This window comes from Nocardioides sp. Root190, from assembly GCF_001428565.1.
GTDB lineage: Bacteria > Actinomycetota > Actinomycetes > Propionibacteriales > Nocardioidaceae > Nocardioides.
The window spans coordinates 79,166-102,842 of record NZ_LMIA01000009.1 but is presented as its reverse complement, the minus strand read 5'-3'; the positions used below and the strand labels follow the sequence as shown (position 1 = coordinate 102,842).

Genomic DNA, 23,677 nt, shown 5'->3' with positions numbered 1-23,677 from the left:
CACCCCTCAGCGGGTCGCGTACTGGCTGAGGTACGCGTCGGACATCCACGAGTCCCGCTCGGAGCGCAGGGCGCTCCCCGTGAACTGACCGTCGCGGATCATCAGGTACCTCGTGCCCGACGAGGAGCTCCACCGGCCGCCCGGGTCGTTCCAGGTCACGTCCACCGCGCGCCAGCTGTCGCCGATCCTCACCTTGTTCCACGCGTGCCCGCCTCCGTCGGCGAGGTCGCCGGACACGACGACCGACTCGAGGCCGGCCTCCTCCGCGAGCACCTGGAAGGCATACGAGTAGCTCATGCACACACCGAGGCTCTCCAGCAGGATGCCGTCGGTCCACGCGTAGTGGAGCCGGTCCGGGATGCCCGAGCGGGTCTTGCTCTTCACGGCCAGGGCAGCGTGGTCGTAGTCGGCGTCGTCGACGAGGTGGCGGTTGATGGCACTCACCTTGTCGGCAGTGCTCATGCCCGTGGTGATCTCGCTGGCCACGAACGCCTCGGCCGCGTCGGCCATCCGCTCCTGTCGCGACCGCTTCTCGGCCGGCGAGTACGCCGGCTCGACGTGGATCACCGAGCCGTCGACGGAGAACCCGTCGAAGTACGCCAGGGCGTACGGGTTCTGGTAGACGGCCTCGTCCAGCGCGTCCACCAGGCCCGGCAGGCCCGGTCGGGCGTCGTACTCGGAGACGTCGATCGCCGTGGAGCCCGCGATCAGCTGCCCGGCGATGAACCTCGTCAGCTCGTTGCTGCCGAACACCGGGTAGTCCGGTGGGGGCAGCTCGGGGCTCGGCTCCTGGGGAGCATCGACGTCGATCACGATCTTCGTGTCGAGCAGCCCGGTGGGCGGGTAGTCGCGCTCGGCGCGCTCGTTGAACGCCGCGACCGCGGCGTCGATGTCCTCGACAGCGCGGATCGGGATCTCCACGGGGTCCACCAGCCGGGTTCCCTGTCCCCGCAGCGGGACCACCCAGCGCGACCCCTTGCGCCGCACCTCCGCACGGTCGACGAACGCACCAGTCGCTCGGGTCGAGCCGTCGATCGAGACGAACAGGAAGCGACTCGGCAACGCCGCCAGGCCACGACCCGCCACGTCGGCGCCCTGGTCCCAGGTCCGGTCGGACCGGACGGGCAGGGTCTCCAGCCCGGCGAGGTCGACCGGGGCCATCACCGATGCCTGACGGTCCACGACCGCGATGACGCCGAGTCGGGCGTCGATCGTCTCCGAGGTCAGCTCGGGCAACGAGGCCATGAGGGAGGCGTCGACCGTGGTCAGCTTCATCACGTCGTTCTGGGTGCACGCCCTGCGGACGCACCGCTTCGTCTCCGCGGAGGACCAGGTCGGTTCCGTCGTGCGCCCGACGACGCGGACCGTGTCCTCGAGGTCCTTCTTCCGCTGCTGCAGGACGACGAGGTACTCGCTCGCCCCGTCGACCGGAGCCCACTCCAGCAGCGCGTCCCCGTCCGGGGTCACCGATGACACGACCTGGCTGGGCGCCGGCGTCTCGGCCTCGAAGTCGACCTGGGTGACCAGGGGGCGTGGCCGCGGGGCGCCGTCCGGGGTGAGGTACTGGACGACGTACACGTGCGGACTGAGGTTCCAGTACGTGCCGAGGTCGGCCAGGGTGCCCGTCGCCTGTCCGTCCTGGCGGGTGATGTGCGTGCGACGCACCTTCACCGGCGTGATCGCCAGGTGCGGGTCCGAGCCCGACGACGTCAGGTCCGGCAGGATCGCGATCGGCACCGGCTGGGTGAGCGCCGCGTCGGCGTACACCTCGATCTTCCCCGCAGCGCCCTGCCACGGGTCGGTGACGTCGGCGTCGTAGGTGGCGGGAAGGATCAGGTCGGCGTCGGTGCCGACACCCGTGACGACCGTGGAGTAGTCGTGGCCCGGCACGGCGTCCTCGGCCTCCGCCACGGTGGGGAGCTCCGCCTGGGTGTCGCTGACCAGCCGCTCCCGCAGCTCATCGGCCCTGCTCCGTCGATCCTTCGAGTCGTCGCCGTCCTCGCCACCCCCGTCGAGGACCAGGACGACGGCGACGCCGACCACCAGGACCACGGCCAGCGCCAGACTTCCCAGGACTGCCAACCACGGAAACCGCCGCTGGGAACCCGCCATCACTCGCCACCCAGTGGGCCCGGGGACGGGGACTCCAGGGTGGGCGCGGTGATGCTCGGCGCGGGGTCGTCCAGGCGACCGGGCAGGTCGTCCCCGCACGCCTCGGCGACGGCACCCTGCGCCCGGGTGAGCTCACCGCGCTGGTCGGAGATCTCGGCCGGGATGGCCGACTCGGGGTACTCGCCGCGGGCGAGGGCCTCGTCGACGGACTGCTTCCACTCCTCGAGGTCCCGGTAGTAGGACACGACGACCGTGGCCTCCTCCCCCACCACTGTCGCGATCTCGTCGTCGGTGATGTCGGCGAGGGCTGCGTCGTACATCTCCTGGAGCTTGTCCGGGTCGAACTCGGTCGCCGCCCAGAGCTCGCTGCTCATCACCACGTCCGCATAGACCTCGCACGACGTCGCGCGGGCACTGTCGTCGCCGCCGTCACCGCCGCTCCCCGGGCCGTCGTCGCCGCGGACCACGAGGGCGACGACTGCGATGACGCCCAGGACCACCACGAGACCGACCGCCAGCAGGACCAGCGTCAGACCGGTACGACGACGCGGCGGCGTCGGGCCCGCCGGCGGCGGCCACCCCGGCGCGTAGGGCGGTGGCGGGGGCCCGGGAGGGGGCTGGTTCATCAGTGCAGGTCCTCACGATCGACGAGTCCGCCCGCATTTGGCGAGCCCTCTCACCCGACCAACCTAACCACCGATCACCCGTTCAAACGTGTGCCCGAGCGGCTGTGAGCAGGTCCACAGCGACCGCCAGTGCGATGCGCGCGGGCTCCTTGCCGGTGACCGCCGGGTCGCCGATCGGCGTCCGCACCCGCGCGATGTCCGCCTCGGTGTGGCCGAGCTCGGCGAGCCGGGCCCGGAAGCGGAGCCACTTCGCCGAGGAACCGATCAGGCCGATCGATCCAGGGAGGCCGGACCTCAGCAACGCGTCGACCAGGGCGAGGTCCTCGGCATGGTCGTGCGTCAGCACGAGCGCCTCCACCCCCGCGGGAAGCAGCGCGATCGCGAGCTCGGGCAGCAACGGTTCGCGGTGCACGCGGACCACGGCCGGGCCGTCCTGCAGCGGTGCCAGGCGCTCCTGGTCGAGCTGGTCGGCGCGGGAGTCGACCAGGTGCAGGTCGAGGTCGTGCCGGCTCAGGAGCAGCGCCAGCTCGTAGCCCACGTGGCCCATCCCGAACAGCGCGATCGCGGGCCGGACCGGCATCGGCTCGTAGAGGAGCGAGACCTGGCCACCGCAGCACTGCACGCCGTGCTCCGCCGGGGCCTTGTCGCTGAGGTCGTGGCGCTCGGTCACCGGGCCGGTGTCGCCGCCGGCCAGCAGGTCCCGGGCGCGTCGGATCGCGGCCTCCTCCATGTTGCCGCCGCCCACGCTCCCCCACGTCCCCCCGGCGCTGACCACGAGCTTGGCGCCGGCCTCGCGCGGGGCGTGGCCGCGGACCTCCGCCACCGTCACCACGACGCAGGGGGTACGGGTGTCGCGGAGGTGCTGGAGCGCGCGCAGCCAGTCCACGTCAGCCGCCGTTCGATCGTGCGGCGTCGATCGCCCAGAAGACCGCCTCGGGTGTCGCCGGCGACGCGAGGTCGACCGGGCAGCCGTGACCGAAGGCCGCCACGGCGTCGCGGAGCGCCTCTCGCACCGAGAAGGCCAACATCAGCGGCGGTTCGCCGACCGCCTTGGACCCGTAGACCGCGCCGTCCTCCGTGGCGTGGTCGAGCAGCGTGACGCGGAGGTCGGCCGGCATCTCCGAGAGGCTCGGCAGCTTGTACGTCGACGCGGTCTGCGTCGCGAGACGACCGCGGTGCGGTCCCTCGGAGGTGTCCCAGCGCAGGTCCTCGAGGGTGAGCCAGCCGACTCCCTGGACGAAGCCGCCCTCGATCTGGCCGATGTCGACGAGCGGCGAGAGGCTGTCGCCGACGTCGTGGACGATGTCGACACGGGTCACCTCGTAGGCGCCGGTGAAGCCGTCGACCTCCACCTCGGCGGCGGCGACGCCGTAGGCGAAGTACTTGAACGGGCTCCCGCGCATCGCGCTCGCATCCCAGCTCAGCCCCTCGGTCCGGTAGAAGCCCGCGGCCCACAGCTGGACCCGGTCGAGGTAGGCGCGACGGACCAGGTCCGGCCATGCGGGCGCGGCGCTGGTCTCCTCCTGCAGCGTCTTCCGGACCGGCACGAGCCGCTCGAGGATCTGTTCGCAGGCGTCCTTGACCGCCGCCCCGTTGAGGTCCGTGCCCGAGCTCGCCGCCGTGGCGGAGGTGTTCGGCACCTTGTCGGTGCGGGTGGGCGCGAGCCGGACCATCTCGATCGGCAGCCCCAGCGCCGTCGCAGCCACCTGCAGCATCTTGGTGTGCAGTCCCTGGCCCATCTCCGTGCCGCCGTGGTTGATCAGCACCGAGCCGTCCTTGTAGACGTGCACCAGCGCCCCGGCCTGGTTGAAGGACGTGAAGTTGAACGAGATGCCGAACTTGACCGGTGTGATCGCCAGACCCCTCTTGCAATGGGGGTTCTGGGCGTTGTGCGCGGCGATCGCCGTACGCCGCGCAGCGAAGTCGCTCGTGTCGAGGACTGCCTGCCAGGCGCGGTCGAGCCGGTCCGCGTGCCGCACCGGCTGGCCGTACGGCGTCGCCTGCCCCTCGACGTAGAAGTTGCGCCGCCGCAGGTCCTCCGGAGCGACGCCGAGCTCCGGCGCGCAGCGACCCAGGATGTCCTCGATGACGAGCATCCCCTGCGGGCCCCCGAAGCCGCGGAACGCCGTCTGCGACGTCTTGTGCGTCCGGGCGATCCGGCCGTCCACGCGCAGGTGCGGGATCCAGTAGGCGTTGTCGACGTGGCACAGCGCCCGGGACAGCACCGGCTCGGAGAGGTCGAGGCTCCAGCCGCCGTCGGAGGTCAGCGTGGCGTCGAGTGCCTGGATCCGGCCGTCGTGGTCGAACCCGACCTTCCACGTGGCGTGGAAGCCGTGCCTCTTGCCGCTCATCGTCATGTCCTGCTGCCGGGTGAGCCGCACCCGGACCGGCCGGCCGGTGAGCGTCGCCCCCAGGGCCGCAATCGCCGCGAAGCCGTGCGGCTGCATCTCCTTGCCGCCGAACCCGCCGCCCATCCGCAGGCACTGCACGGTGACCTGGTGGCTGGCGAGCCCGAGGACGTGGGCGACGATCTCCTGCGTCTCGGTGGGGTGCTGGGTGCTGCACTGCACGAAGACCTGGCCGTCGTCCTCGATCTGCGCGACCGAGGCGTGGGTCTCGAGATAGAAGTGCTCCTGACCCGCGAACTCGAACTCCCCCTCGAAGACCCGGCTGCTCGCGGCGAAGCCCTCTGCCACGTCGCCGCGCTCGAGCGAGGGACGCGCACCCTGGAAGCTCTGCGCGGCGATCGCCTCACCGAGGGTGATCACCGACGGGAGCTCCTCGAGATCGACCCGGACCGCGGCCGCCCCGAGCCGGGCTGCCTCCAGGGTCTCGCCCAGCACCCAGGCCAGCGCGTGTCCGTGGAACATCGCCTCGTCGGGGAACAGCGGCTCGTCGTGCTTGACGCCGGCGTCGTTGACACCGGGCACGTCGGCAGCGGTGAGGACGCGCACGACCCCCGGGACGTCGTACGCCGGCCGGGGGTCCAGCCCGAGGACCCGGGCGTGCGCGTGCGGCGAGGTCACCGGGTGTGCGTGGAGCAGTCCGGGCAGGCGCAGCGCCACGTCGTCGGTGTAGAGGGCGCGCCCGGTGACGTGCAGCGCGGCGGACTCGTGCGGCCGGGAGACGCCGATCATGACGAGGCCACCAGACGCCGCAGGGACTGGCCGAGCATCGCGCGGCGGTAGGCGGCACTGGCGCGGTGGTCGTCGATCGGGGTGCCGGCATCGGCGAGGGCATCGGCAGCGGCCGCGACCCCCTCCGGCGACCAGGACGCGCCGACGAGCAGTCGCTCCGCCTCGCTCGCGCGGATCGGTGTCGCGGCGACACCCCCGAGGCCGATCGCCGCACGGCTGACCGTGCCTTCCCGGACCTCGATGGCGTGGGCGACGGCGACGGACGAGATGTCGTCGAACCGACGCTTGGCGATCTTGTGGAAGGCGACGTCCGGGGCCAACGGGCGCGGGATCCGCACCAGCGCGATCAGCTCGTCGGATCGACGCACGCTCTGCCGGTAGCCGGTGAAGTAGTCGGCGAGGACGACCGTGCGCTCGCCCTCGGCGGACACCAGCACGACCGAGGCATCGAGGGCCAGCAACGCCGGGGCCAGGTCGCCGATCGGCGAGCCGGTGCCGAGGTTGCCCCCGATCGTGGCGCCGTTGCGGATCAGGCGGGACGCGAACTGCGGGAACACCTCGGCCAGCAGCGGGACCCGGCCCGCGAGGAGGCGCTCGACCTCGGACAGCGTCAGGGCCGCACCGATCTGGACGGACTCCTCGCCCACGACCAGTCCCCGGAGCTCGTCGAGCCGGTCGATCGCGACCCGCAGCGCAGGGCGATGGCCCCGCAGGTTGGCCTCGACCCCGAGGTCGGTCGACCCGGCGACGGCGACCGCGCCGGGCTCGGCCAGCGCCTCCAGCGCCTCGGCCAGGTGCGCTGGGCGGATCCACCCCTCGGCGCGGGTCGGGCTCGCAGCCGGCGCCGCGGACGTCGTACGACGCAGGAGGGGGTCGGCCTGGTCAGGGGCGCCGAGCGCCTCGGCGGCCTCCACGATCGGGCGGTACCCCGTGCACCGGCACAGGTTGCCGGACAGGGCGTGGTGGTCGAAGTCCTCGCGACCGGGGCGGTAGAACTCGGCGGCCATCGAGCAGACGAAGCCGGGGGTGCAGTAGCCGCACTGCGACCCACCACGAACCGCGAGCTCGGACTGGACCGGGTGCAGGTCGGCGGGTGTTCCCAGACCCTCGGAGGTCACGACCTCCTGGCCGGCGAGGGACGCGGCGGGCAGGAGGCAGGAGTTGAGCGCGACCCATTCGGTCTCCGCCTCGATCCCGGGCCGGGCGAGGAGCACGGAGCACGCGCCGCACTCCCCCTCGGCGCACCCCTCCTTCGCGCCGGTGAGACCGATGGCGCGCAGCCAGTCGAGCGCGTTCGACTCCGGGCGCGCGGCGGCCAGGGATCGGGGCGTCCCGTTCACGGTGACGACGTCGTCGGTGCTCATCACCGCCACCGTAGGCCGCTGCCCCGCCCTTCCGGGAGCGTCTGGGAGGAATTAACGAGGCCGAAACCAGCCGACCCGGGACTGAAACGCGCATCTCATAGCGTCACCGTTCAGCAACTGCTGTTGCGTCTCGGAGGTTCGTTGCCAGCCCAACCAGGAGACCACATGACCCACTCGTCACCCCGTTCGCACCGACGCCGCGGCCTCCGCCTCGTCGCTGCCTCGCTGGCCGCCGGCCTCGGAATGCTCACCCTCGCCGCCTGTGGCAGCGACGACGCCGGTGGAAGCGGCGTCGAGGGCGAGGACCACGGCGAGATCAGCGTCCAGTACTCCTGGATCAAGAACGAGGAGTTCGCGGGCGAGTTCTACGCCTACGACAAGGGCTACTACACCGAGAGCGGGTTCTCCGAGGTCAACGGCATCTCCGGCCCCGACACCGGTGTCGCGAAGCTGCTGAGCGGCACCGTCCAGGTCGCGCTCAGCGACGCCGCGTCGATCGGCGCGGCGATCGCCAACGAGGACGCCCCGCTGAAGATCATCGGCGCGACCTTCCAGAAGAACCCGTTCACGATCCTGTCCCTCGCTGACGGTGCGGACATCACCACGCCCGAGGACCTCAAGGGCAAGAAGATCGGCGTCCAGGACTCCAACGCCAGCGTGTTCGAGGCCATCCTCAACGCCAACGGCATCGGCAAGGACGAGGTCGAGGTCGTTCCGGTCGACTTCGACCCGACGCCGCTGATGGAGGGCAAGGTCGACGGCTTCATGGCCTACCTGACCAACGAGGCGCTCACGGTCGAGCTCGCGGGCTTCGAGGTCACCAACCTGCCGTACGCCGACAACGGCGTCCCCTACGTCGCCGAGACCTTCTCGGTCACCGACCAGTACCTCGAGGAGAACCGCGGGCTGCTCAAGGACTTCCTGATCGCCGAGATCAAGGGCTGGACCGACGTCTTCAAGAACTCCACCGAGGACACCGTCGCGCTGATCACCGAGTTCTACAACCAGGCCGCCTCCGACAACGCCGAAGGACTCGAGGCGGTGTTCGGGGCGCTCGACCCCGAGAAGACCGGGCTCGGGCTGGATGCCGAGAAGCTGCTGATCTCGACCGAGGACACCGAGGCCAACGGCCTGTTCACGATCACCGACGAGCTCAAGGAGCAGACCGTCGCCTCCCTCGAGGCCGCCGGCTGGGAGGTCAGCATCGACGAGCTCTTCGACACCGGGATCATCGACGAGATCTACGAGGAGAACCCCGAGCTCAAGGACTACCTCCCCTGATCATGAGTGACTTCATCACGGATGCCGGTGCCCCGCCCACGGTCTCGGGGCAGGGCACCGGCATCCAGATCACCGGGCTCGGCAAGACCTTCCGCACCGGCCGCAACCGGACCGTCACCGCCCTGGAGGACACCGACCTCCACACGGAGCAGGGTTCGTTCCTCGCGCTGCTCGGTCCCTCGGGCTGCGGGAAGTCGACGATCCTGCGGATCCTCGCCGACCTCGAGCACCCGTCGACCGGCACCGCGCTGGTCGACGGGCGCACGCCCGCCGAGCTGCGGCGCGGGAGCGAGCTCGGGATCGCCTTCCAGGACCACGCGTTGCTCCCGTGGCGCAGCGTCACGAAGAACATCCGGCTGCCCTTCGAGGTCGCCGGACGCGACGTCGACAAGGCGTACGTCGCCGAGCTGATCGCGCTCGTCGGCCTGACCGGCTTCGAGGACGCCAAGCCCGCGCAGCTCTCCGGCGGCATGAGGCAACGGGTCTCGATCGCCCGGGCCCTGGCCCTCAAGCCGTCGGTGCTGCTGCTGGACGAGCCCTTCGGCGCCCTGGACGACATGACCCGGCAGAACCTCAACCTCGAGCTGCTCCGGATCTGGACGGAGAAGCCAGCGACGACCCTGCTCGTCACCCACGGGATCTCGGAAGCGATCTTCCTGTCCGACCAGGTCGCGGTGATGTCGCCCCGGCCCGGACGGATCAAGGCGATCATCGACGTCGACCTGCCCCGGCCCCGGACGCCGGACATGATGCGGACACCGGAGTTCCACGCGCTCGTCGACCAGGCCTCGGAGCTGCTCTTCGGCGCCGACGGGCGCGCGGACGCCGAGTCGTGAACGGCACCACGTGAACGGGGCACGCGGCATCCCCGGCTGGGTGGCGAACATCCTCGGCATCGTCGGGCTCGGACTGGGCTGGTGGCTGTTCTCGGTCCTCGCCTTCCGGCCGGACCCCGGCACGACGTACGACCCGGTGCCCTCGCCGCTCGCGGTGGGCCGGCAGATCCTCGACGACGGGTTCTCCGCCTACTGGGACTTCTTCTCGGTGACCATCAACGAGGCCGCCGTCGGCTTCCTCTGGGGCAACGGGCTGGCGCTGCTGCTGGCCGCCACGGTGCTCCTCGTGCCGCGCCTGGAGCCGGTGGTGGTGCAGGTCGCCGTGGTGACGTACTGCCTGCCGATCGTGGCGGTCGGCGGCATCGCGATCGTGGCGCTCGGCGGCGCGAACACCCCCGGTGACCCGTCGAAGACGGCGATCTTCCTCGCCGCCCTCTCGGTCTTCTTCACCACGGTCGTCGGCGCGCTGCTCGGCTTCAAGGCGGCCGACCGGGCCAGCCTCGACGTCGTCCGCGTGTTCGGCGGCGGCCGTCTGCGCCAGCTCGTCAAGGTCCGCCTGGTGGCGGCGCTGCCCGCGATCCTCAACGCCCTGCAGGTGGCCGTGCCGACCTCTCTGCTCGGCGCCGTGCTGGGCGAGTACATGGGCGCCACAGACCGCAGCGTGGGCATCACCCTGATCAGGCTGCAGGGCCAGCTGGACTCCGTGCGGGTCTGGGCCGTGTTCCTGCTGTGCGCCCTGGTCGCGCTCGTCGGCTACGCCGTCTTCGGACTGCTCGCCCGCCTCGCGACGCCGTGGGTGTCGGGACGGGGCACCGCATGAGTCGCGCCATCGCCCGCTCGTTGCTCAACGCCCTGATGACCCTCGTGGTCGTCCTCGGTCTCTGGCAGGCCGTGGTGAGCTTCGCCGGCGTCTCGCCGTACGTCGCCAAGGGGCCCCTGGACGTCTTCCGGTACCTCTTCGTCGACGAGGTCGGCGCCGCACCCGGCCGGCTCGCCGCCGACCACCGCGAAGCCCTCCGGCCGCTGACCGTGCAGACGCTGCAGGACGCGTCGCTGGGCTTCGGCGCCGGCATGGTGATCGCGATCGTCCTCGCCGTGGCGTTCTCCCTGTCGAAGACCGTCGAGGCAGGGGTGCTGCCACTGGCGCTGCTGCTGCGCAGCGTGCCGCTCGTCTCGATCTCCCCCGTCATCATCCTGATCACCGGACGTGGAACAACCGCCTCGGTCGCGGTCATCGGCACGATCGTGGTGCTGTTCCCGGCGCTCGCGTCCGCGCTGTTCGGACTCGGCCGAGCCAGCCCCGAGAGCCTCGACCTCGTGCGTGTGTACGGCGGCGGGAACGCCACGGCGTTGCGCAAGGTCGCGATCCCGGGCGCGCTGCCCTCGTTGTTCGCCGCCGCCCGGGTCTCGGTGCCGGGCGCCGTGACCGGCGCTCTGCTCGCCGAGTGGCTCTCGACCGGCAAGGGGATCGGCGGGTCGATCCAGAAGTTCAACGCATCGGCACGCTTCGACGACCTGTGGGCGTCCGTCGCGATCATCACCGCGATCACGCTGGTGCTCTACAACCTCGTCCAGCTGATGGAGAACGTCGTGCTGGCCCGGATGGGCATGAGCCAGCAGCAGCCCTGAGCGGCGGCCGAACAATGGGTGCTGGTCAGTGGTTGTTGGTGGTGACCAGCGCGGCGCCGAGGCCGACCATCATCACGCCGCCCGCGGCGCCGAGCCCGTCGAGGCGCTCCGGCTTGCGCGCGAACCAGTCCCGCGCACGGCCGGCGAGCAGCGCCCAGCAGGCGTCCGAGCAGACCGCCATCGCGCCGAACAGCACACCGAGCAGCACGAGCTGCGGAGCGGCGGGAGCACCCGCGTCGACGAACTGCGGCAGGAAGGCGACGAAGAAGACGATGGTCTTCGGGTTCGTCGCGCCGACCACGAACCCGGTGCGGACCGAGGCCCAGCTGGTGGACGGGAGCTGCGCCCCGAGGGCCGAGGCCTCCATCGCTGCGCGGGCGTCCGCGCGGTGCCGGATCGCCTGGACCCCGAGGTAGATCACGTAGGCCGCGCCGACCAGCTTGACGGCGGTGAAGGCCGTCGCCGAGGCCGCGACGACGGCGCCGAGACCGATCGCGACCAGGAGCACCTGGGCGATCAGGCCGATCGCGTTGCCGACGACCGAGAGCAGGGCGTCACGGCGCCCGACGGTCAGCGCACGCCCGATGGTGAAGAGCAGGCTCGGGCCGGGAACCTGGATGAACAGGATCGAGGCCACGGCGAAGGCGGCGAGCTGGCTGGACGAAGGCATGCTCGAAGTATCCGTCCTGCGGGCCTGCGACGCGAGCTGATTGACGCCCTCAGCCCGGCAGCGGCATCCCGGTGGCCCCGACGACGTGCTCGACGAGTCGCGCGACCGCTGCCCGGTCGGGCTCGCTCTGGCCGGGGAACACGACCGGGCGCTGGGCGCGGTCGTGCCAGAAGTGCGGGGAGGTCGACGCCGGTCGGGTCGCCACGAGCCACACCGCCGTGTCGGCCGCGTCCTGCGGCGTGCGGAGGAACGGACGGGTGAGCTTCTCGAAACGTGGCAGGTGCTGCTTGACACCAGGGGTCCCGGACCAGCCCGGGTGCATGCTCTCCACCTCGACGCCGGTACCCGCCAGCGCACGGGACCACTGGTCCGCGAGGACCACCTGCATCCGCTTGGTGCGCGCATAGGCGCGGACCCCGTCGTACTCGCCCCGCCGGAACTCGATGTCGTCGGCGTCGTCGGCCTCCAGCTTCGCGCTGTACATCCCGCCCGAGCTCATCCACACGACACTCGCACCCCCGGCTGCGGCGCCCGCCTCGAGGGGAGCGCGGAGCAGACCGGTGATCAGGTGCGGGCCGAGGACGTGGACGGCGAGGGACAGCTCGTGGTCCTGGACGCTGGTCACCCGCTCCTGTCCCGTCATCGTCCCGGCGTTGTGCAGCAGACCCGCCAGCTCCGGCACCCGGGAGGTGAAGTCGGCGGCCCAGCGTCGTACGTCGTCCAGGTCGCCGACGTCGCACACCTCACCGACCACACGGGCAGGGTCGGAGGTTGCCGCCACGGCGGCCTCGACCTTGGCGGCGTTGCGGCCGAGCAGGTGCACGGTCGCACCGAGCGCGAGGTAGCCCTCGATCGCCGCCTCCCCGATGCCGGACGTCGCACCGGTGACGAGGACCCGGCGCCCCGCCAGCGCGTCCGGAGCCGGGTCGCCCGGCCACCACCGCGACCTCAGACCGCTGCCGACACGCGTGTAGCCGAGCACCACGGTGCGGTCCAGGACCGTGTCCGCCGCGCGGCTGAGTGATTGTGCGATCCCCATGCCCCGACCCTAGGTCGCCTCAACAACCGCGCCGGCCTGCCGATCGGAGATCCATGACCACCGACCACGACAGCGAGGACGTCATGGCGTTGGTCGAGTGCCCCGACTGGTGTCGGACACCAGCAGCGGAGCACGCCCAGGACGACCCCGACGAGTGGATGCACGAGGGGCCTCTCTTCGGCCTCGTGCAGACCTGGCTGCTCGACGGCCCCGACCCCGTGTTCACCACCACCATCGTCGAGACCCCCTCCGGCGAGCTCACCCCCGACGAGCTCCGCCAGCTCGCCACCGATGCCCTCGACGCCGCCATGTGGATCGACCGCCAGCGCCGCACCCTCCCCCAGGTCCACGGTCTCTCCGTCGTCGAGCTCGTCCGCCAGGCGCATGCCCACTCCTCCCGCTCCGCCTGAGGTTCTCCGCCCGCTGGTCGAGGAGGCCGCCCGCGACCGTCTCGAGACCACCCGCCACGGTGCACCCAACTGCTCGTGGACAAGCACCGGCACCGGGTTGCCAGGTCTCGAGACGGTCGCTGCGCGACCTCCTCGACCACCGGGGTGATCACCGGTCCCGCCGTTGGTCGAGGAGGCCGCCCGCGGCCGTCTCGAGACCACTCGCCCCGGTGCACCCAACTGCTCGTGGACAAGCACCGGCACCGGGTTGCCAGGTCTCGAGACGGTCGCTGCGCGACCTCCTCGACTAACGCCACTTCGTGTCCACAACCCCGTACTTTCGGGGTCTTCTCCACAGGCGGTGGTGAGGCGCTTGGTTGTGTCGGTGGGTCGTGATCCAATATGGGTATGGATCTCGGGACCGCATCCACCGCACTGATCGGCCGCTACGACGGTTGTTCGGTCGGTGAGCTGTTGACCGAGCTCAGCGCCGAATCCAAGGGCCGCCTGGCCTCCGAGGTCCGCGAATGGGTCGGCATCGTGGCGTGGGCGGACCAGAACGTCGTCGAGACCGTCGAGGGCGCCGCCACTGTCCTCGCCGGTGTGGTCGACACCGGTGTTCCGATCGCCGGCCCCGGCGCCCCACTGGTCAGCGAGTTCGAGCTGATGGAGCTGATCGCGGTCCTGGGCCGCACCCCTGACGGGGGTCGGATGCACGTCGGTCGGATCATCGAGTGCGCCTGGCGACTCCCGTCGGTCTACACCTCCGTGATCGCGGGCCGGATCCCGCCGTACAAGGCCCACCGGATCGCCGACCAGACCCGTCCCCTGACGCCAGACGCGGCAGCGTTCGTGGATCGTCAGCTCGCAGCCATCGCCAACGTGAGCTGGGCACAGCTCGACCGACTCATCGCCGAAGCGATCCTCCGGTTCGACCCCGAACGTGCCGAGGCAGAGCGCCAGAAGGCGAGTGAGCACCGGTTCTGCGAGGTCTCCGAGGTCGATGAGCACGGCAACGCCGTCATCACCGCCGTCGTCGATGTCGCGGACGGTCACGACTTCAACCAGGCCATCGCCCGCGAAGCAGAAGTACGCGGCCGCCTCGGTGACGAGGGGTCCCTCGACGCCCGCCGAGCGCAGGCGGTCGGTGCGATCGCCCGTCGTGACCTGGCCCTGGACCTCCTCAGCACCGACGAGGACACCGGTGAGGTCACTGTCCGTTCCGCCGGGCGGAAGGTCGTNGTCGGTGCGATCGCCCGTCGTGACCTGGCCCTGGACCTCCTCAGCACCGACGAGGACACCGGTGAGGTCACTGTCCGTTCCGCCGGGCGGAAGGTCGTGATGGACCTCCACATCACCGACGGCACGCTGCGAGGTGAGAACCCCGTCGGCAGGTGGGGAGACAAGCCGGTCACCACCGCACAGATCAAGCAATGGCTCCGCTCCCGCGAGACCACCAGCATCATCGTCAGGCCCGTCATCAACCTGGCCGACTGCATCCCGGTCGACTCCTACGAGATCCCCGACCGCCACAAGCACCGCGTCCGCTCACTTCGCCACACCTGCAGCTTCCCGAACTGCACCACACCCGCCGTGAAGTGCGACATCGACCACGAGATCCCACATCGCNACAAGCACCGCGTCCGCTCACTTCGCCACACCTGCAGCTTCCCGAACTGCACCACACCCGCCGTGAAGTGCGACATCGACCACGAGATCCCACATCGCAAGGGCGGACCCACCTGCCCCTGCAACCTCCACCCACTCTGCCGCAGGCACCACCGCGCCAAGACCTTCAGCGAGTGGCGCTACCTCGCCCTCACACCCGGCCACTTCCTCTGGACCAGCCCCCACGGCAGACACTTCCTCGTCGGCCCCGGCGGCACCCGAGCCGTCGACCCACCCCGATCACGCGAGCCCTGACAACCGCTGCACCCCGCCGAGCGAGCACCATCGGCGGGGTACAGGCACGCACCGACCGCTCAGCCGGTGGTCGAGGAGGCCGCCCGCGGCCGTCTCGAGACCCCTGGCCACGATGCACCCACCTGTCCGCGCCCGGGTTCCGGCACCGGGTCACCGGGTTTCGAGACGGTCGCTGCGCGACCTCCTCAACCACCGTTGGTCGAGGAGGCCGCCCGCGGCCGTCTCGAGACCACCCGCCCCGGTGCACCCACCTGCCCGTGGACAAGACCCGGCACCAACCCACCAGGTCTCGAGACGGTCGCTGCGCGACCTCCTCGACCAACGCACGACCCCCGCCCACCAGGTCTCGAGACCACCCGCCACGATGCACCCGCTGCTCAGGCCCCGGCACCAACCCACCAGATCTCGAGACGGTCGCTGCGCGACCTCAACCCACGATGGGGAGGGTCTGCTCGAGCCGACGAGACGGCGGTAGCGTGCCCCCATGCTGGAGCTCCGCCCGGGTTGCGAGTGCTGCGACCGCGACCTCGCCGTGGACGACACCGACGTGTGGATCTGCACCTTCGAGTGCACGTGGTGCGGTGACTGTGCCCGCGACGTGCTCGCCATGGTGTGCCCGAACTGCTCGGGCAACCTCTGCCCACGCCCGATCCGGCCAGCGGCGGCCCTCGCCCGGCACCCGGCTTCGACGCTCAGGGTGCACAACCCCGACTGCGGGAGCAGTCAGTCCAGCGGTCCGCCACCGAGCCCGATCTCGTTCCCGTCCGGGTCTCGGTAGGTCACCTTGCGGACCCCGTTCTCGTAGGTCTCCCGTGTCACGGGTTCCAGACCACGCTCTGCGATCCCGGCAACCCATTCCTCGAGATCACCGAGGAACACGGTGTGCCGGGCGTGCCCTGCATGGTCGGGCAGCACCTCGGTGAAGAGGTAGCGGTGCTCCGCCAGCTCCCAGACCGCCTCGACATCGTTGGGGTGGAAGGACGGAGGCCGACCGAGCAGCTGGGCGTACCACTCGACGGCGCGGTCGTGGTCACTGACAGGGACTCCGGCGAACAGGTCGATGTCCATCGGACGACGATACGCCGTCAGGTGGTGTCGAGGCGCTCGCGGAGCGTCGCCAGCCCGGGTCCGGACAGTCGGTCCAGGGCGACAGCGCGGCCGCACGAGGCGAGCAACAGCTCCAGCGCGGGACCCTCGACGGATGGGCCGTCGCCGTGGACCAGCTCCGCGTCGGTCGCCGACAGCCGGAGGTCGGCGAGCAGCGTCTTCGCCCCACCCATCGAGGCCGAGGTGCGCGCCTGACAGCGGAAGGCCTCGACGACGGCGTCGGTGTCATAGGCGTGTCGCAGGGCCAGCGGTCGGCGGATGTCCTCGCCGTGCACGATGGCCTCGACGAGTCGGGTGGCGAGCGGGGCAGGTGGCGTCAACCGCAGGTCGACGCTCGCCCGCAGCCGATCAAGCGTCTCCCCCGGCGCCGCGCCACGTGCACGCTCCATGCCGACCTGGTTCTGCTGGTCGAAGTCGAACCGCGCGCGCACCATGTCGCGGACGAATCGGAGCCGTGACGTCAGCGCCGTGTCGACCACGTGGCCGACCACATCGTGCACCGTCCATCCTCCGCACAGCGAGGGCGTGGCCCACTGCGTTGCACTCAACGATTCAAGATCGGCGACCAGTGCGCGTCGCTCGGTCCTGACCACGGTCCAGACATCCACCATGGGAACTTCCTACCTGTTCCGACCGACAAGGCTCTCCGCCGCCCGCCGTACGTCGTCGGTCAACTGCGCGAGGCCGGGGCTGTCGAGGCGCCACCGCTGCCAGTGCAGGGGTACGTCGAGCGGACGGCCGCCAGGCAGCCGGACCAGTGTGCCGGCCGCCACCTCTGCCCCGAGGTGGGGAGCGGGAATCATCCCCCAGCCCAGGCCGCAGCGGACGGCCTCGTGGAAGTCGGCCGTGCTCGGCACCCGGTGCACCACCACAGGGCGCGCAGCGCCGCGGGCGGCGAGCAGGTCGTCCTGGAGGTGGTCCTTCTCGTTGAAGACGACCATCGGGAGCGAGGACCAGTCCACGCCCCGTCCGTGGCGGTGGCGCTCGACGAGCCACGGGGCGGCAGCCGGCGTGTAGCGCAGGGCACCGAGCGGCTCGACGACACATCCCTGGACCGGGACCGGATCGGCCGTGACCGCCGCGACGACCTCGCCGCGACGGAGCAGGTCGTCGGAGTAGCCCTGGTCCTCGACATGGAGGCGCAACACCACGTCGGCGCGGCGGGCGACCGCACCCAGCACCGGGCGGAACCAGGTCGCGAGCGAGTCGGCATTCACCGCGACGGCCAGCTCGACCGGATGCCCGACCCCCAGCGCCGCACCGGCCTCGGCATCCAGCAGCCGGAGCTGGCGGGCCAGCCGCAGCAGCGGCTCGCCGGCCGGCGTCGCACCGGCCGGCGTCGTACGACGCACCAGCACCTGACCTGCCATGCGCTCCAGGGCGCGGACCCGTTGGCTGACCGCGCTGGGCGTGACGTGAAGTCGGCGTGCGGCAGCCTCGAAGGTCCCCTCCTCGGTGATCACCAGCAGGGTCTCGAGCTGCTCCGCATCGAACTGCACGTCTTCATGGTAAGCAGTTCTTCACGAACTGAAGAAACAGTCGCTGGCCTTCACCGAGACCAGCCCCTAGCGTCGGTCCGTGATCACCCCTGCCCTGGCCGGTCTGCTGACCGGACTCACGCTGATCGTCGCGATCGGAGCGCAGAACGCCTTCGTGCTGCGCCAGGGCGTCCTCCGCTCCCACGTGGCGCCGGTCGTGCTGGTGTGCGCGCTGTCCGACGCGTTGCTGATCGTCGCAGGCGTCGGCGGCATCGGAGCCCTCGTCGACCACGCCTCCTGGGTGATCGAGGTCGTCCGGTGGCTCGGTGTCGCCTTCCTGCTCTGGTACGCCGTCGCCTCGCTCCGCCGGGCGTTCCACCCCGAGTCCCTGGCAGCGAACGGCGGCTCCGACAGTGCGCCGGAGTCGCGGCGCCGTGTGGTCGCCAAGGCGGTGGCCCTGACCTGGCTGAACCCGCACGTCTACCTCGACACCGTGCTCCTCCTCGGGTCCATCGCGGCCACCCACGACGTCGGCGAGCCGGGAGGCCGGTGGTGGTTCGCCGCCGGGGCCGTCGCAGCAAGCGGACTGTGGTTCAGCGGGCTCGGGTTCGGCGCCCGCCTGCTCGCTCCCCTGCTGGCTCGACCGCGAGCGTGGCAGGTGCTCGAGGTCCTGATCGCGGCGACGATGGTGTTCGTCGCCGCGAGGCTCGCGTTCAGCTGACGCGGACGTGAGGCGAGATCAGTGCCGTCCGCACCGACATGCCGAGCTCGCGGGTGCGCAACGTCGTGATCCGCCGACCGGGCTGGACGGCGTCCTTGACCGGACCGGTGCGCTCCCCGAGGAAGGCACTCGTCACGTCGATGTCGGCGACCGTGTGGGTGAGGCCCCACAGACTGGCCGGGCCGTCAGTCGCGTTGTCCGGCGAGCCGACGACCTCGAGGATCACCTCGCCCATCCGGTAGAACACCTGCCGCATCGGAGCACCTCCGAGCTCGCCGTCGCGCTCGCGCCGCGGGTCGAGCCCGATCGCGGCCAGGGCCGCCACCGTACGACCGAGGTCGGGCGCGAGCAGCACCACGTGATCGATCAGCGTCACCCCGTTGGGGTGCTCGCCGGGCTCGGCGGGAAGGGCGTCCGAGGCCGTCGTCGGCAGGCCGTCGATGTCACCGAGGCCCGCCGGGACGCCACTCAGCGACCAGCCCATGATGCCCTTGCCCGCGTCCCGGCCGACCAAGCGCACCAGGACCGTCCCGATCCGGCACCCGCCGTCCTCGTCGACAGCGAAGCCCGCGTCACGCCAGGCGGCGGGCGGGTCGGCGACGAGGATCTCGACAACGCTCACGGACACGACGCAGGAGCCTACCCGCCGACGGAGCCCTCAGGCCGAGGCGATGTCGGCGTGCTCGTCGCGCAACTGCCTCTTGAGGATCTTCCCGCTGGGGTTCTTCGGCAGCGACGCCGCCACGACGACGTACTTGGGCGCCTTGTAGCCGGCGAGCACCGAGCGCGCGTGCGCGAAAACAGCCTCGGCAGTGAGCTCCGCGTCGGGCCGCGGGACCACGACCGCCATGACCGCCTCGACCCAGCGCGGGTGCGAGACACCGAAGACGGCGACCTCGGCGACGTCGGGGTGCGTGTAGATCGCCTCCTCGACCTCGCGGCTGGCGACGTTCTCGCCGCCGGTCTTGATCATGTCCTTCTTGCGGTCCACGACCCACAGGTGGCCGCCCTCGTCCAGGTAACCCAGGTCGCCGGAGTGGAACCACCCGCCGCGGAAGGCGTCCGCCGTCTTCTCCTCGTCGTGGTGGTAGCCGAGCGTCGCGTGCGGCGAGCGGTGCACGATCTCACCGACCTCGCCAGTGGGCAGCGGCTGGTCGTCGTCACCGACGATGCGGGTCTCGACGTTGAGCGCCGGGCGTCCCGCCGATCCGGCGTGGGACAGCTGCTCGTCGGGGCCGAGGATCGTGGCCAGGGGCGACATCTCGGTCTGCCCGTAGAAGTTCCACAGGCTCACGCCGGGCAGTCGCTCGCGCATCTCGCGCAACACCTCGACCGGCATCGGCGAGGCGCCGTAGTACCCCTTGCGCAGCGAGGACAGGTCGGTCGAGTCGAACGCCGGTGAGCGGAGCAGAGCGATCCAGACCGTCGGCGGCGCGAAGAACTTCGTGACTCCGTGGGACTGGATCGCGGCGAGGATCGCCGCCGGATCCGGCCCCGGGAGGATGACCGAGGTCGCACCGAGGTAGACGTCGACGCCGAGGAAGCAGTCGAGCTGCGCGCAGTGGTAGAGCGGCAGGGTGTGCAGCTCGACGTCGTCGGCGCTCATCGAGCCGTCGACGGTGCACGAGACGTACTGCCACATCAGCGCCCGGCTGGTGAGCAGCGCGCCCTTCGGACGCGACTCGGTACCCGAGGTGAACATCATCCGGACCGGGTCGTCGTCGTCGACCTGGACGTCGGGTGCCGCGCCCTCGTGGTCGCACCACTCCTGCACGTCGACCCACCCGGCGGCCACCTCGCCCGCACTGCGGGGCGGACGGATCACCGCGCGGACGCCGACCTCGTGCTCGACGCGTCCAAGGGCGTCCTCGGCCACGTCCAGCAGGGCCTCCTCGACCACGAACGCCGAGGCGCCAGCGTGGGTCAGGATGAAGGCGATCTCCTCGGCGTTGAGCATGAAGTTGATCGGCACCAGGACGACGCCGACCCGCGCCGTCGCGAAGTCGAGGACCGCGAACTGCCAGCAGTTGTGGCTCAACAGCGCGAGCCGGTCGCCCTTGCCCAGCCCGGCCTCGACGAGCGCCGCCGCGGCCCGGTCCACGACTGCGTCGAACTCGGCGAAGGTCAGGGTCGTCGCGCCGTCGATGACGGCGATCTTGTCCGGGACCCGCGCCGCCGTACGACGGGGCAGGTCACCGAGAGCGTGGCGTCGGGCACGCTGGACCTCGGCCTCGGGCTGGTGGTCATGACTCACGGGCGGGCTCCCTCACGATGCGAACGCTGGCGCTCACCACCGTGTCACAGCCGGGTACCGGCCGGGAGGCTGCCGCGTCAGGACGCAAGCAGGTCGTCGATCTGGTTGATCGCGGACGTGGCGCCCTCGACGACACCCATGTCGAGCACCTTCTGCAGCCCCTCCGCCGTCGCGTACGTCGACACGAACGTCGCGCGGGTGCCGCCGGCCTCGGCAGCGAAGGCGTAGGAGTTCTGGCTCACCGGGAGGCTCTCGACGACGTTGAAGTCCTCGTCGGCGAAGGCGTCCTCGAAGGTGAAGGACGCGGGCTCGTCGACGGTCTTCAAGTCCCAGATGCCGCAGTACTTCTCCCCCTCCGGTCCGGTCATGAAGTACGTCGAGCGCGCACCGGGCGCGAGCTTGTGCTCGACGAACGTGGCGGGGTGGGAGGGCGGGCCGAAGACGCGCTCGAGCTGGCGCGGGTCGGCGTACACGTCCCAGACCCGCTCCACGGGTGCCGCGAAGTCGGCAACGATGGTCAGGGTCAGGGCGTCGAGGTCGTGCTTCACATCGGTGACAGGCATGGTTCTCATTCCTTCGTGGGGTGGGATTCTGCGAGGAGCTCGTCGATGCGGGCGATTCGCCCACGCCAGACCGACTCCAGCTCGAGGAGCATCGAGCTCACCGAGCGCACTGCTTCCAGCTCGCCGCTCGCGAGCGCCTCACGGCCCACGCGTCGCTTGGAGACGAGGCCGGCTCGTTCGAGGACGGCGACGTGCTTCTGCACGGCAGCGAACGACATGTCGTAGCTCGCGGCAAGTGCACTGACCGAGTGCTCCCCCGCCAGGACCCGGCGCAGGATGTCACGTCGGGTCCGGTCGGCGAGCGCGTGGAACAGGGCGTCGGCCCGGTCCTCGTTCTGCTCGTCGCGCTCGGTCATGACCCAAACATACAACCATCTGGTTGTATGTCAAGGCTCGCGCCACTGCGGTCCCCCGATCGCGTGCTCCGCCGCGACATACTCGGCGCGTGAAGCAGAGCCGTGCCGCGACGTACGCCCGACGGCGCCAGCGACGGATGGCCAAGGTCGAGCACGACCTGACCGACGAGCAGTGGCACGCGCTGATGGCGGCATGGGGCGGCTGCGCCTACTGCCGAGCCGACGAGCCAGCGCTCCAGAAGGACTGCATCCTGCCGATCTCCCGCGGCGGTCGCTACACGCTGACCAACGTCGTCCCGGCCTGCCGTTCGTGCAACGCGAGCAAGTGCAACCTCGAGGTCACCGGCTGGATGCGGCGCAAGAAGCTCGACGAGCGAAGCTTCCTGGTACGACAGGGCGAGATTCTGCAGTCGATGGCCCTCACCGGCTGAGTCGGCGCCGACCGCTGCCCTTCGGCCAGAAGCGGTCCAGCAACGACGAGAGCAGCCGCGAGAGCAGGGCAGCCGCCAGCAGGTAGGCCGCGGCCAGCGCCGCGCCCGCCCCAGCACCGATCGCCGCCCAACGCCGGACGTCGCCGGACGACGTGACGGGGTCGACGTACACGTCGTAGTCGTCGCCCTCGGCCACCCTGACCACCGGGTGGCGCTCCCCCACCTCGACACTGTCGTCGCAGCTCGGCGAACCGACGAACTCTCGCGGCATTCCGTCGGCCGGATCCGCCACGCGCCAGCCGACGACGACGCGGTCTCCACCGCCCTTGCCGCACTCGAACCAGCCGGTCTCCACCTCCGCCACGCTCAGGACCTCGGCCTGTTCGGTGGGATGGCCGCGCACCGCCTGGTACTCGTCGAACATCTCGACCCCGAACGCCACGCTGAACCCGGCCGCCCAGGCCGCGATCACCACGGCGACGCGGAGCAGGGGGTGGTCGGCCGCGAAACGCGACCACCGGCGGCTCATCGTCCCGACCGGGTTCCGGTCGTCTCCCGCCATGGGCCGAGAATAGTCACGTGAGATCTCGGCGAACGAACAACCTGCCGATCGTCCTCGACGCGCTCGCCCTCCCAGAGGACGATCCGGCGACCCGCCGATTGGCCGATGCCTTCGGCGGTCAGCCGGCAGCCGTCACCGAACGACGGGTCGGCGTGCCCACCCGTCGTTCCCGACACCTGCAGTTCGCCTCCGGCGGGGAGATCTGGCTGCACGACGACACCGTCGTCGCCGTCGTCCTCCGCCTCGAGCCGACGCCGGTCGCGCCGCGCGGCATCGACCTGTCCGACTGGCTGGGGATCGACGACCGCGCCACCCTCGAGCAGCTCGGGACGGTCATGGGAACGCGGCCCAGGTTCGCCGGCTTCGGCACGCCGTACTTCACGATCGACGGCGGGTTCGCGCGCGCCACCTTCCGCGACGACCGCGGCTGGAAGGAACCCGGCAACCTCCTGTCCCTCGCCTTCACGGTGGAGCAACCCGGGTTGGCGATCCGGCCGGAGGACGACGACTGTCCCACCTGCAGCGACCTCCTCGCGCGCGGCGATGACGACGAGCAGGTCGACGTGGACGCCACCACCGCCGCCCTCGCGGACGCCGTCGCGGCCGGCCTGCTCACCGAGGACACCCACTGGGTCCGGCTCGCCGACCTGCGACCACTCCACGCCTCGGGACTCATGGAGCGTGCGGAGAGCCAGCTGACCTGCACGACCTGCCGACGGATCATCTGCTTCACCCTGCTCCGCAACGCCTCCCCCACCTTCGGGTTCCACGTCCTGGACGACGCCCGGCGGCGACCGCTCGGGGAGATCCCGCCCGTCGACCAGTGGGGCGATGCCGCACGCATCGAGCAGGAGCGCGACGCGATGCAGTATGTCGACCACGAGCCCGCGGCATGGTTCCTCGTTCAGCAGCGCGGTGTCCTCCACCTGCAGGCGAGATACACCCGCAGCGCGATGGTCGACGACTCGGTCCTGGTCCGCCTCGACGAGTCCGAGCTCACGGCCTACCGCACCGGCGGCCACGACTACCTCTCAGCGCTGGCCCGCGCCATCCATGACAGTGCTCCCTACGACGAGGCCTCCGCGTACCACGCAAGGAACCTCTACCGGCAGCCCGGCGCCAAGGAGCTCCGCGCCACGGTCGGCGCTGCGATCGTCAACCACACCTGGCTCGCGCAGCAGCGTCGATGAAGGGGGCGT

General features: G+C 71.0%; 24 protein-coding genes. 9 read left to right on the top strand and 15 right to left on the bottom strand.

Features of this window, described 5'->3' with window-relative positions; genetic code table 11:
* Positions 1–6: 6 nt before the first annotated feature.
* The 5 genes from ASE01_RS10200 to ASE01_RS10180 all read right to left on the bottom strand — a co-directional run bounded on the left by ASE01_RS10200 (position 7) and on the right by ASE01_RS10180 (position 7,239).
* Positions 7–2,082 carry a transglutaminase domain-containing protein gene (locus ASE01_RS10200; protein WP_157537249.1) on the bottom strand — a complete coding sequence of 692 codons (2,076 nt, stop codon included), beginning with the start codon at positions 2,080–2,082 and terminating at the stop codon, positions 7–9.
* A gap of 29 nt (positions 2,083–2,111) precedes the next feature.
* Entirely contained in the window at positions 2,112–2,738 is a 627-nt protein-coding gene (locus tag ASE01_RS10195; protein ID WP_056750560.1) for a hypothetical protein, read from the bottom strand.
* A gap of 82 nt (positions 2,739–2,820) precedes the next feature.
* On the bottom strand, positions 2,821–3,624 hold the full coding sequence (gene xdhC, locus ASE01_RS10190; protein ID WP_056750557.1) for a xanthine dehydrogenase accessory protein XdhC: 804 nt from the start codon (positions 3,622–3,624) through the stop codon (positions 2,821–2,823).
* A gap of 1 nt (position 3,625) precedes the next feature.
* Positions 3,626–5,875 (bottom strand): xanthine dehydrogenase molybdopterin binding subunit, encoded by a 2,250-nt coding sequence (gene xdhB, locus ASE01_RS10185; RefSeq protein ID WP_056750554.1) that lies wholly within the window; start codon positions 5,873–5,875, stop codon positions 3,626–3,628.
* Positions 5,872–7,239, bottom strand: coding sequence for a xanthine dehydrogenase small subunit (locus ASE01_RS10180; RefSeq protein ID WP_056750551.1), 1,368 nt, complete (start codon positions 7,237–7,239; stop codon positions 5,872–5,874). Before ASE01_RS10180 ends, xdhB begins: the two co-directional genes overlap by 4 nt.
* 165 nt (positions 7,240–7,404) lie before the next feature.
* On the opposite strand from ASE01_RS10180, the gene ASE01_RS10175 reads away from it, so the two are divergent.
* The 4 genes from ASE01_RS10175 to ASE01_RS10160 are packed head-to-tail and all read left to right on the top strand — an operon-like array spanning position 7,405 to position 10,985.
* Entirely contained in the window at positions 7,405–8,520 is a 1,116-nt protein-coding gene (locus ASE01_RS10175; RefSeq protein ID WP_056750547.1) for an ABC transporter substrate-binding protein, read from the top strand.
* Between the two features lie 2 nt (positions 8,521–8,522).
* The gene (locus tag ASE01_RS10170) at positions 8,523–9,356 is read left to right on the top strand and encodes an ABC transporter ATP-binding protein (protein ID WP_056750544.1); all 834 of its coding nucleotides are present in this window, start codon (positions 8,523–8,525) and stop codon (positions 9,354–9,356) included.
* Between the two features lie 10 nt (positions 9,357–9,366).
* On the top strand, positions 9,367–10,176 hold the full coding sequence (locus ASE01_RS10165) for an ABC transporter permease (protein ID WP_056750540.1): 810 nt from the start codon (positions 9,367–9,369) through the stop codon (positions 10,174–10,176).
* Positions 10,173–10,985 carry an ABC transporter permease gene (locus tag ASE01_RS10160; RefSeq protein WP_056750537.1) on the top strand — a complete coding sequence of 271 codons (813 nt, stop codon included), beginning with the start codon at positions 10,173–10,175 and terminating at the stop codon, positions 10,983–10,985. The genes ASE01_RS10165 and ASE01_RS10160 overlap by 4 nt, the downstream gene beginning before the upstream one ends.
* A 25-nt stretch (positions 10,986–11,010) precedes the next feature.
* Here the strand turns inward: ASE01_RS10160 and ASE01_RS10155 are convergent, their stop codons facing one another.
* Positions 11,011–11,655, bottom strand: a complete 645-nt coding sequence (locus ASE01_RS10155) for a LysE family translocator (protein WP_056750532.1) — start codon at positions 11,653–11,655, stop codon at positions 11,011–11,013.
* A gap of 49 nt (positions 11,656–11,704) precedes the next feature.
* Entirely contained in the window at positions 11,705–12,694 is a 990-nt protein-coding gene (locus ASE01_RS10150) for an SDR family NAD(P)-dependent oxidoreductase (protein WP_056750529.1), read from the bottom strand.
* Positions 12,695–12,747: 53 nt separating this feature from the next.
* Here ASE01_RS10150 and ASE01_RS10145 point away from each other — a divergent pair, with 53 nt between their 5' ends.
* Complete coding sequence (locus tag ASE01_RS10145; protein WP_056750525.1) at positions 12,748–13,104, top strand: hypothetical protein; 357 nt, start codon at positions 12,748–12,750, stop codon at positions 13,102–13,104.
* 2,386 nt (positions 13,105–15,490) lie between these two features.
* Positions 15,491–15,784, top strand: coding sequence for a DUF1272 domain-containing protein (locus ASE01_RS25565; protein ID WP_082605978.1), 294 nt, complete (start codon positions 15,491–15,493; stop codon positions 15,782–15,784).
* Here the strand turns inward: ASE01_RS25565 and ASE01_RS10135 are convergent.
* Genes ASE01_RS10135 through ASE01_RS10125 form a run of 3 tightly spaced genes read right to left on the bottom strand, consistent with a single transcriptional unit; the run spans position 15,730 to position 17,612 of the window.
* A complete protein-coding gene (locus tag ASE01_RS10135; RefSeq protein WP_056750518.1) occupies positions 15,730–16,074 on the bottom strand; it encodes a VOC family protein in 345 nt (114 codons plus the stop codon). The two genes, ASE01_RS25565 and ASE01_RS10135, sit on opposite strands and share 55 nt — an antisense overlap.
* A 17-nt stretch (positions 16,075–16,091) precedes the next feature.
* The gene (locus tag ASE01_RS10130) at positions 16,092–16,724 is read right to left on the bottom strand and encodes a maleylpyruvate isomerase family mycothiol-dependent enzyme (RefSeq protein WP_056750515.1); all 633 of its coding nucleotides are present in this window, start codon (positions 16,722–16,724) and stop codon (positions 16,092–16,094) included.
* 9 nt (positions 16,725–16,733) lie between these two features.
* Positions 16,734–17,612, bottom strand: a complete 879-nt coding sequence (locus ASE01_RS10125; RefSeq protein ID WP_056750510.1) for an ArgP/LysG family DNA-binding transcriptional regulator — start codon at positions 17,610–17,612, stop codon at positions 16,734–16,736.
* A gap of 79 nt (positions 17,613–17,691) precedes the next feature.
* Between ASE01_RS10125 and ASE01_RS10120 the strand changes: the two genes are divergently transcribed.
* Complete coding sequence (locus ASE01_RS10120) at positions 17,692–18,312, top strand: LysE/ArgO family amino acid transporter (protein ID WP_056750507.1); 621 nt, start codon at positions 17,692–17,694, stop codon at positions 18,310–18,312.
* On the opposite strand, the gene ASE01_RS10115 is transcribed toward ASE01_RS10120, so the two are convergent.
* The 4 genes from ASE01_RS10115 to ASE01_RS10100 form a co-directional block, all read right to left on the bottom strand.
* The gene (locus tag ASE01_RS10115) at positions 18,305–18,940 is read right to left on the bottom strand and encodes a hypothetical protein (protein WP_056750503.1); all 636 of its coding nucleotides are present in this window, start codon (positions 18,938–18,940) and stop codon (positions 18,305–18,307) included. The genes ASE01_RS10120 and ASE01_RS10115 overlap by 8 nt on opposite strands.
* Before the next feature lie 30 nt (positions 18,941–18,970).
* Complete coding sequence (locus ASE01_RS10110; RefSeq protein WP_056750499.1) at positions 18,971–20,566, bottom strand: fatty acyl-CoA synthetase; 1,596 nt, start codon at positions 20,564–20,566, stop codon at positions 18,971–18,973.
* A gap of 77 nt (positions 20,567–20,643) precedes the next feature.
* Positions 20,644–21,129, bottom strand: a complete 486-nt coding sequence (locus tag ASE01_RS10105; RefSeq protein WP_056750495.1) for an SRPBCC family protein — start codon at positions 21,127–21,129, stop codon at positions 20,644–20,646.
* Between the two features lie 5 nt (positions 21,130–21,134).
* Complete coding sequence (locus tag ASE01_RS10100) at positions 21,135–21,485, bottom strand: ArsR/SmtB family transcription factor (RefSeq protein ID WP_056750490.1); 351 nt, start codon at positions 21,483–21,485, stop codon at positions 21,135–21,137.
* Positions 21,486–21,574: 89 nt separating this feature from the next.
* Between ASE01_RS10100 and ASE01_RS10095 the strand changes: the two genes are divergently transcribed.
* Positions 21,575–21,916: an HNH endonuclease gene (locus tag ASE01_RS10095; RefSeq protein ID WP_235535943.1), complete on the top strand. Its 342-nt coding sequence runs from the start codon at positions 21,575–21,577 to the stop codon at positions 21,914–21,916.
* Here the strand turns inward: ASE01_RS10095 and ASE01_RS10090 are convergent.
* Positions 21,906–22,478, bottom strand: coding sequence for a hypothetical protein (locus ASE01_RS10090; protein ID WP_056750483.1), 573 nt, complete (start codon positions 22,476–22,478; stop codon positions 21,906–21,908). The two genes, ASE01_RS10095 and ASE01_RS10090, sit on opposite strands and share 11 nt — an antisense overlap.
* Positions 22,479–22,495: 17 nt before the next feature.
* Between ASE01_RS10090 and ASE01_RS10085 the strand changes: the two genes are divergently transcribed.
* Positions 22,496–23,668, top strand: a complete 1,173-nt coding sequence (locus tag ASE01_RS10085) for a hypothetical protein (RefSeq protein ID WP_157537247.1) — start codon at positions 22,496–22,498, stop codon at positions 23,666–23,668.
* Positions 23,669–23,677: the final 9 nt, after the last annotated feature.

Bases quoted from the DNA above. Each gene is read 5' to 3' on its own strand.
- ASE01_RS10195 (WP_056750560.1), bottom strand. From the start codon at position 2,738: ATGAACCAGCCCCCTCCCGGGCCCCCGCCACCGCCCTACGCGCCGGGG.
- xdhB (WP_056750554.1), bottom strand. From the start codon at position 5,875: ATGATCGGCGTCTCCCGGCCGCACGAGTCCGCCGCGCTGCACGTCACC.
- ASE01_RS10180 (WP_056750551.1), bottom strand. From the start codon at position 7,239: ATGAGCACCGACGACGTCGTCACCGTGAACGGGACGCCCCGATCCCTG.
- ASE01_RS10175 (WP_056750547.1), top strand. From the start codon at position 7,405: ATGACCCACTCGTCACCCCGTTCGCACCGACGCCGCGGCCTCCGCCTC.
- ASE01_RS10170 (WP_056750544.1), top strand. From the start codon at position 8,523: ATGAGTGACTTCATCACGGATGCCGGTGCCCCGCCCACGGTCTCGGGG.
- ASE01_RS10160 (WP_056750537.1), top strand. From the start codon at position 10,173: ATGAGTCGCGCCATCGCCCGCTCGTTGCTCAACGCCCTGATGACCCTC.
- ASE01_RS10155 (WP_056750532.1), bottom strand. From the start codon at position 11,655: ATGCCTTCGTCCAGCCAGCTCGCCGCCTTCGCCGTGGCCTCGATCCTG.
- ASE01_RS10150 (WP_056750529.1), bottom strand. From the start codon at position 12,694: ATGGGGATCGCACAATCACTCAGCCGCGCGGCGGACACGGTCCTGGAC.
- ASE01_RS10145 (WP_056750525.1), top strand. From the start codon at position 12,748: ATGACCACCGACCACGACAGCGAGGACGTCATGGCGTTGGTCGAGTGC.
- ASE01_RS25565 (WP_082605978.1), top strand. From the start codon at position 15,491: ATGCTGGAGCTCCGCCCGGGTTGCGAGTGCTGCGACCGCGACCTCGCC.
- ASE01_RS10135 (WP_056750518.1), bottom strand. From the start codon at position 16,074: ATGGACATCGACCTGTTCGCCGGAGTCCCTGTCAGTGACCACGACCGC.
- ASE01_RS10130 (WP_056750515.1), bottom strand. From the start codon at position 16,724: ATGGTGGATGTCTGGACCGTGGTCAGGACCGAGCGACGCGCACTGGTC.
- ASE01_RS10105 (WP_056750495.1), bottom strand. From the start codon at position 21,129: ATGCCTGTCACCGATGTGAAGCACGACCTCGACGCCCTGACCCTGACC.
- ASE01_RS10100 (WP_056750490.1), bottom strand. From the start codon at position 21,485: ATGACCGAGCGCGACGAGCAGAACGAGGACCGGGCCGACGCCCTGTTC.
- ASE01_RS10090 (WP_056750483.1), bottom strand. From the start codon at position 22,478: ATGGCGGGAGACGACCGGAACCCGGTCGGGACGATGAGCCGCCGGTGG.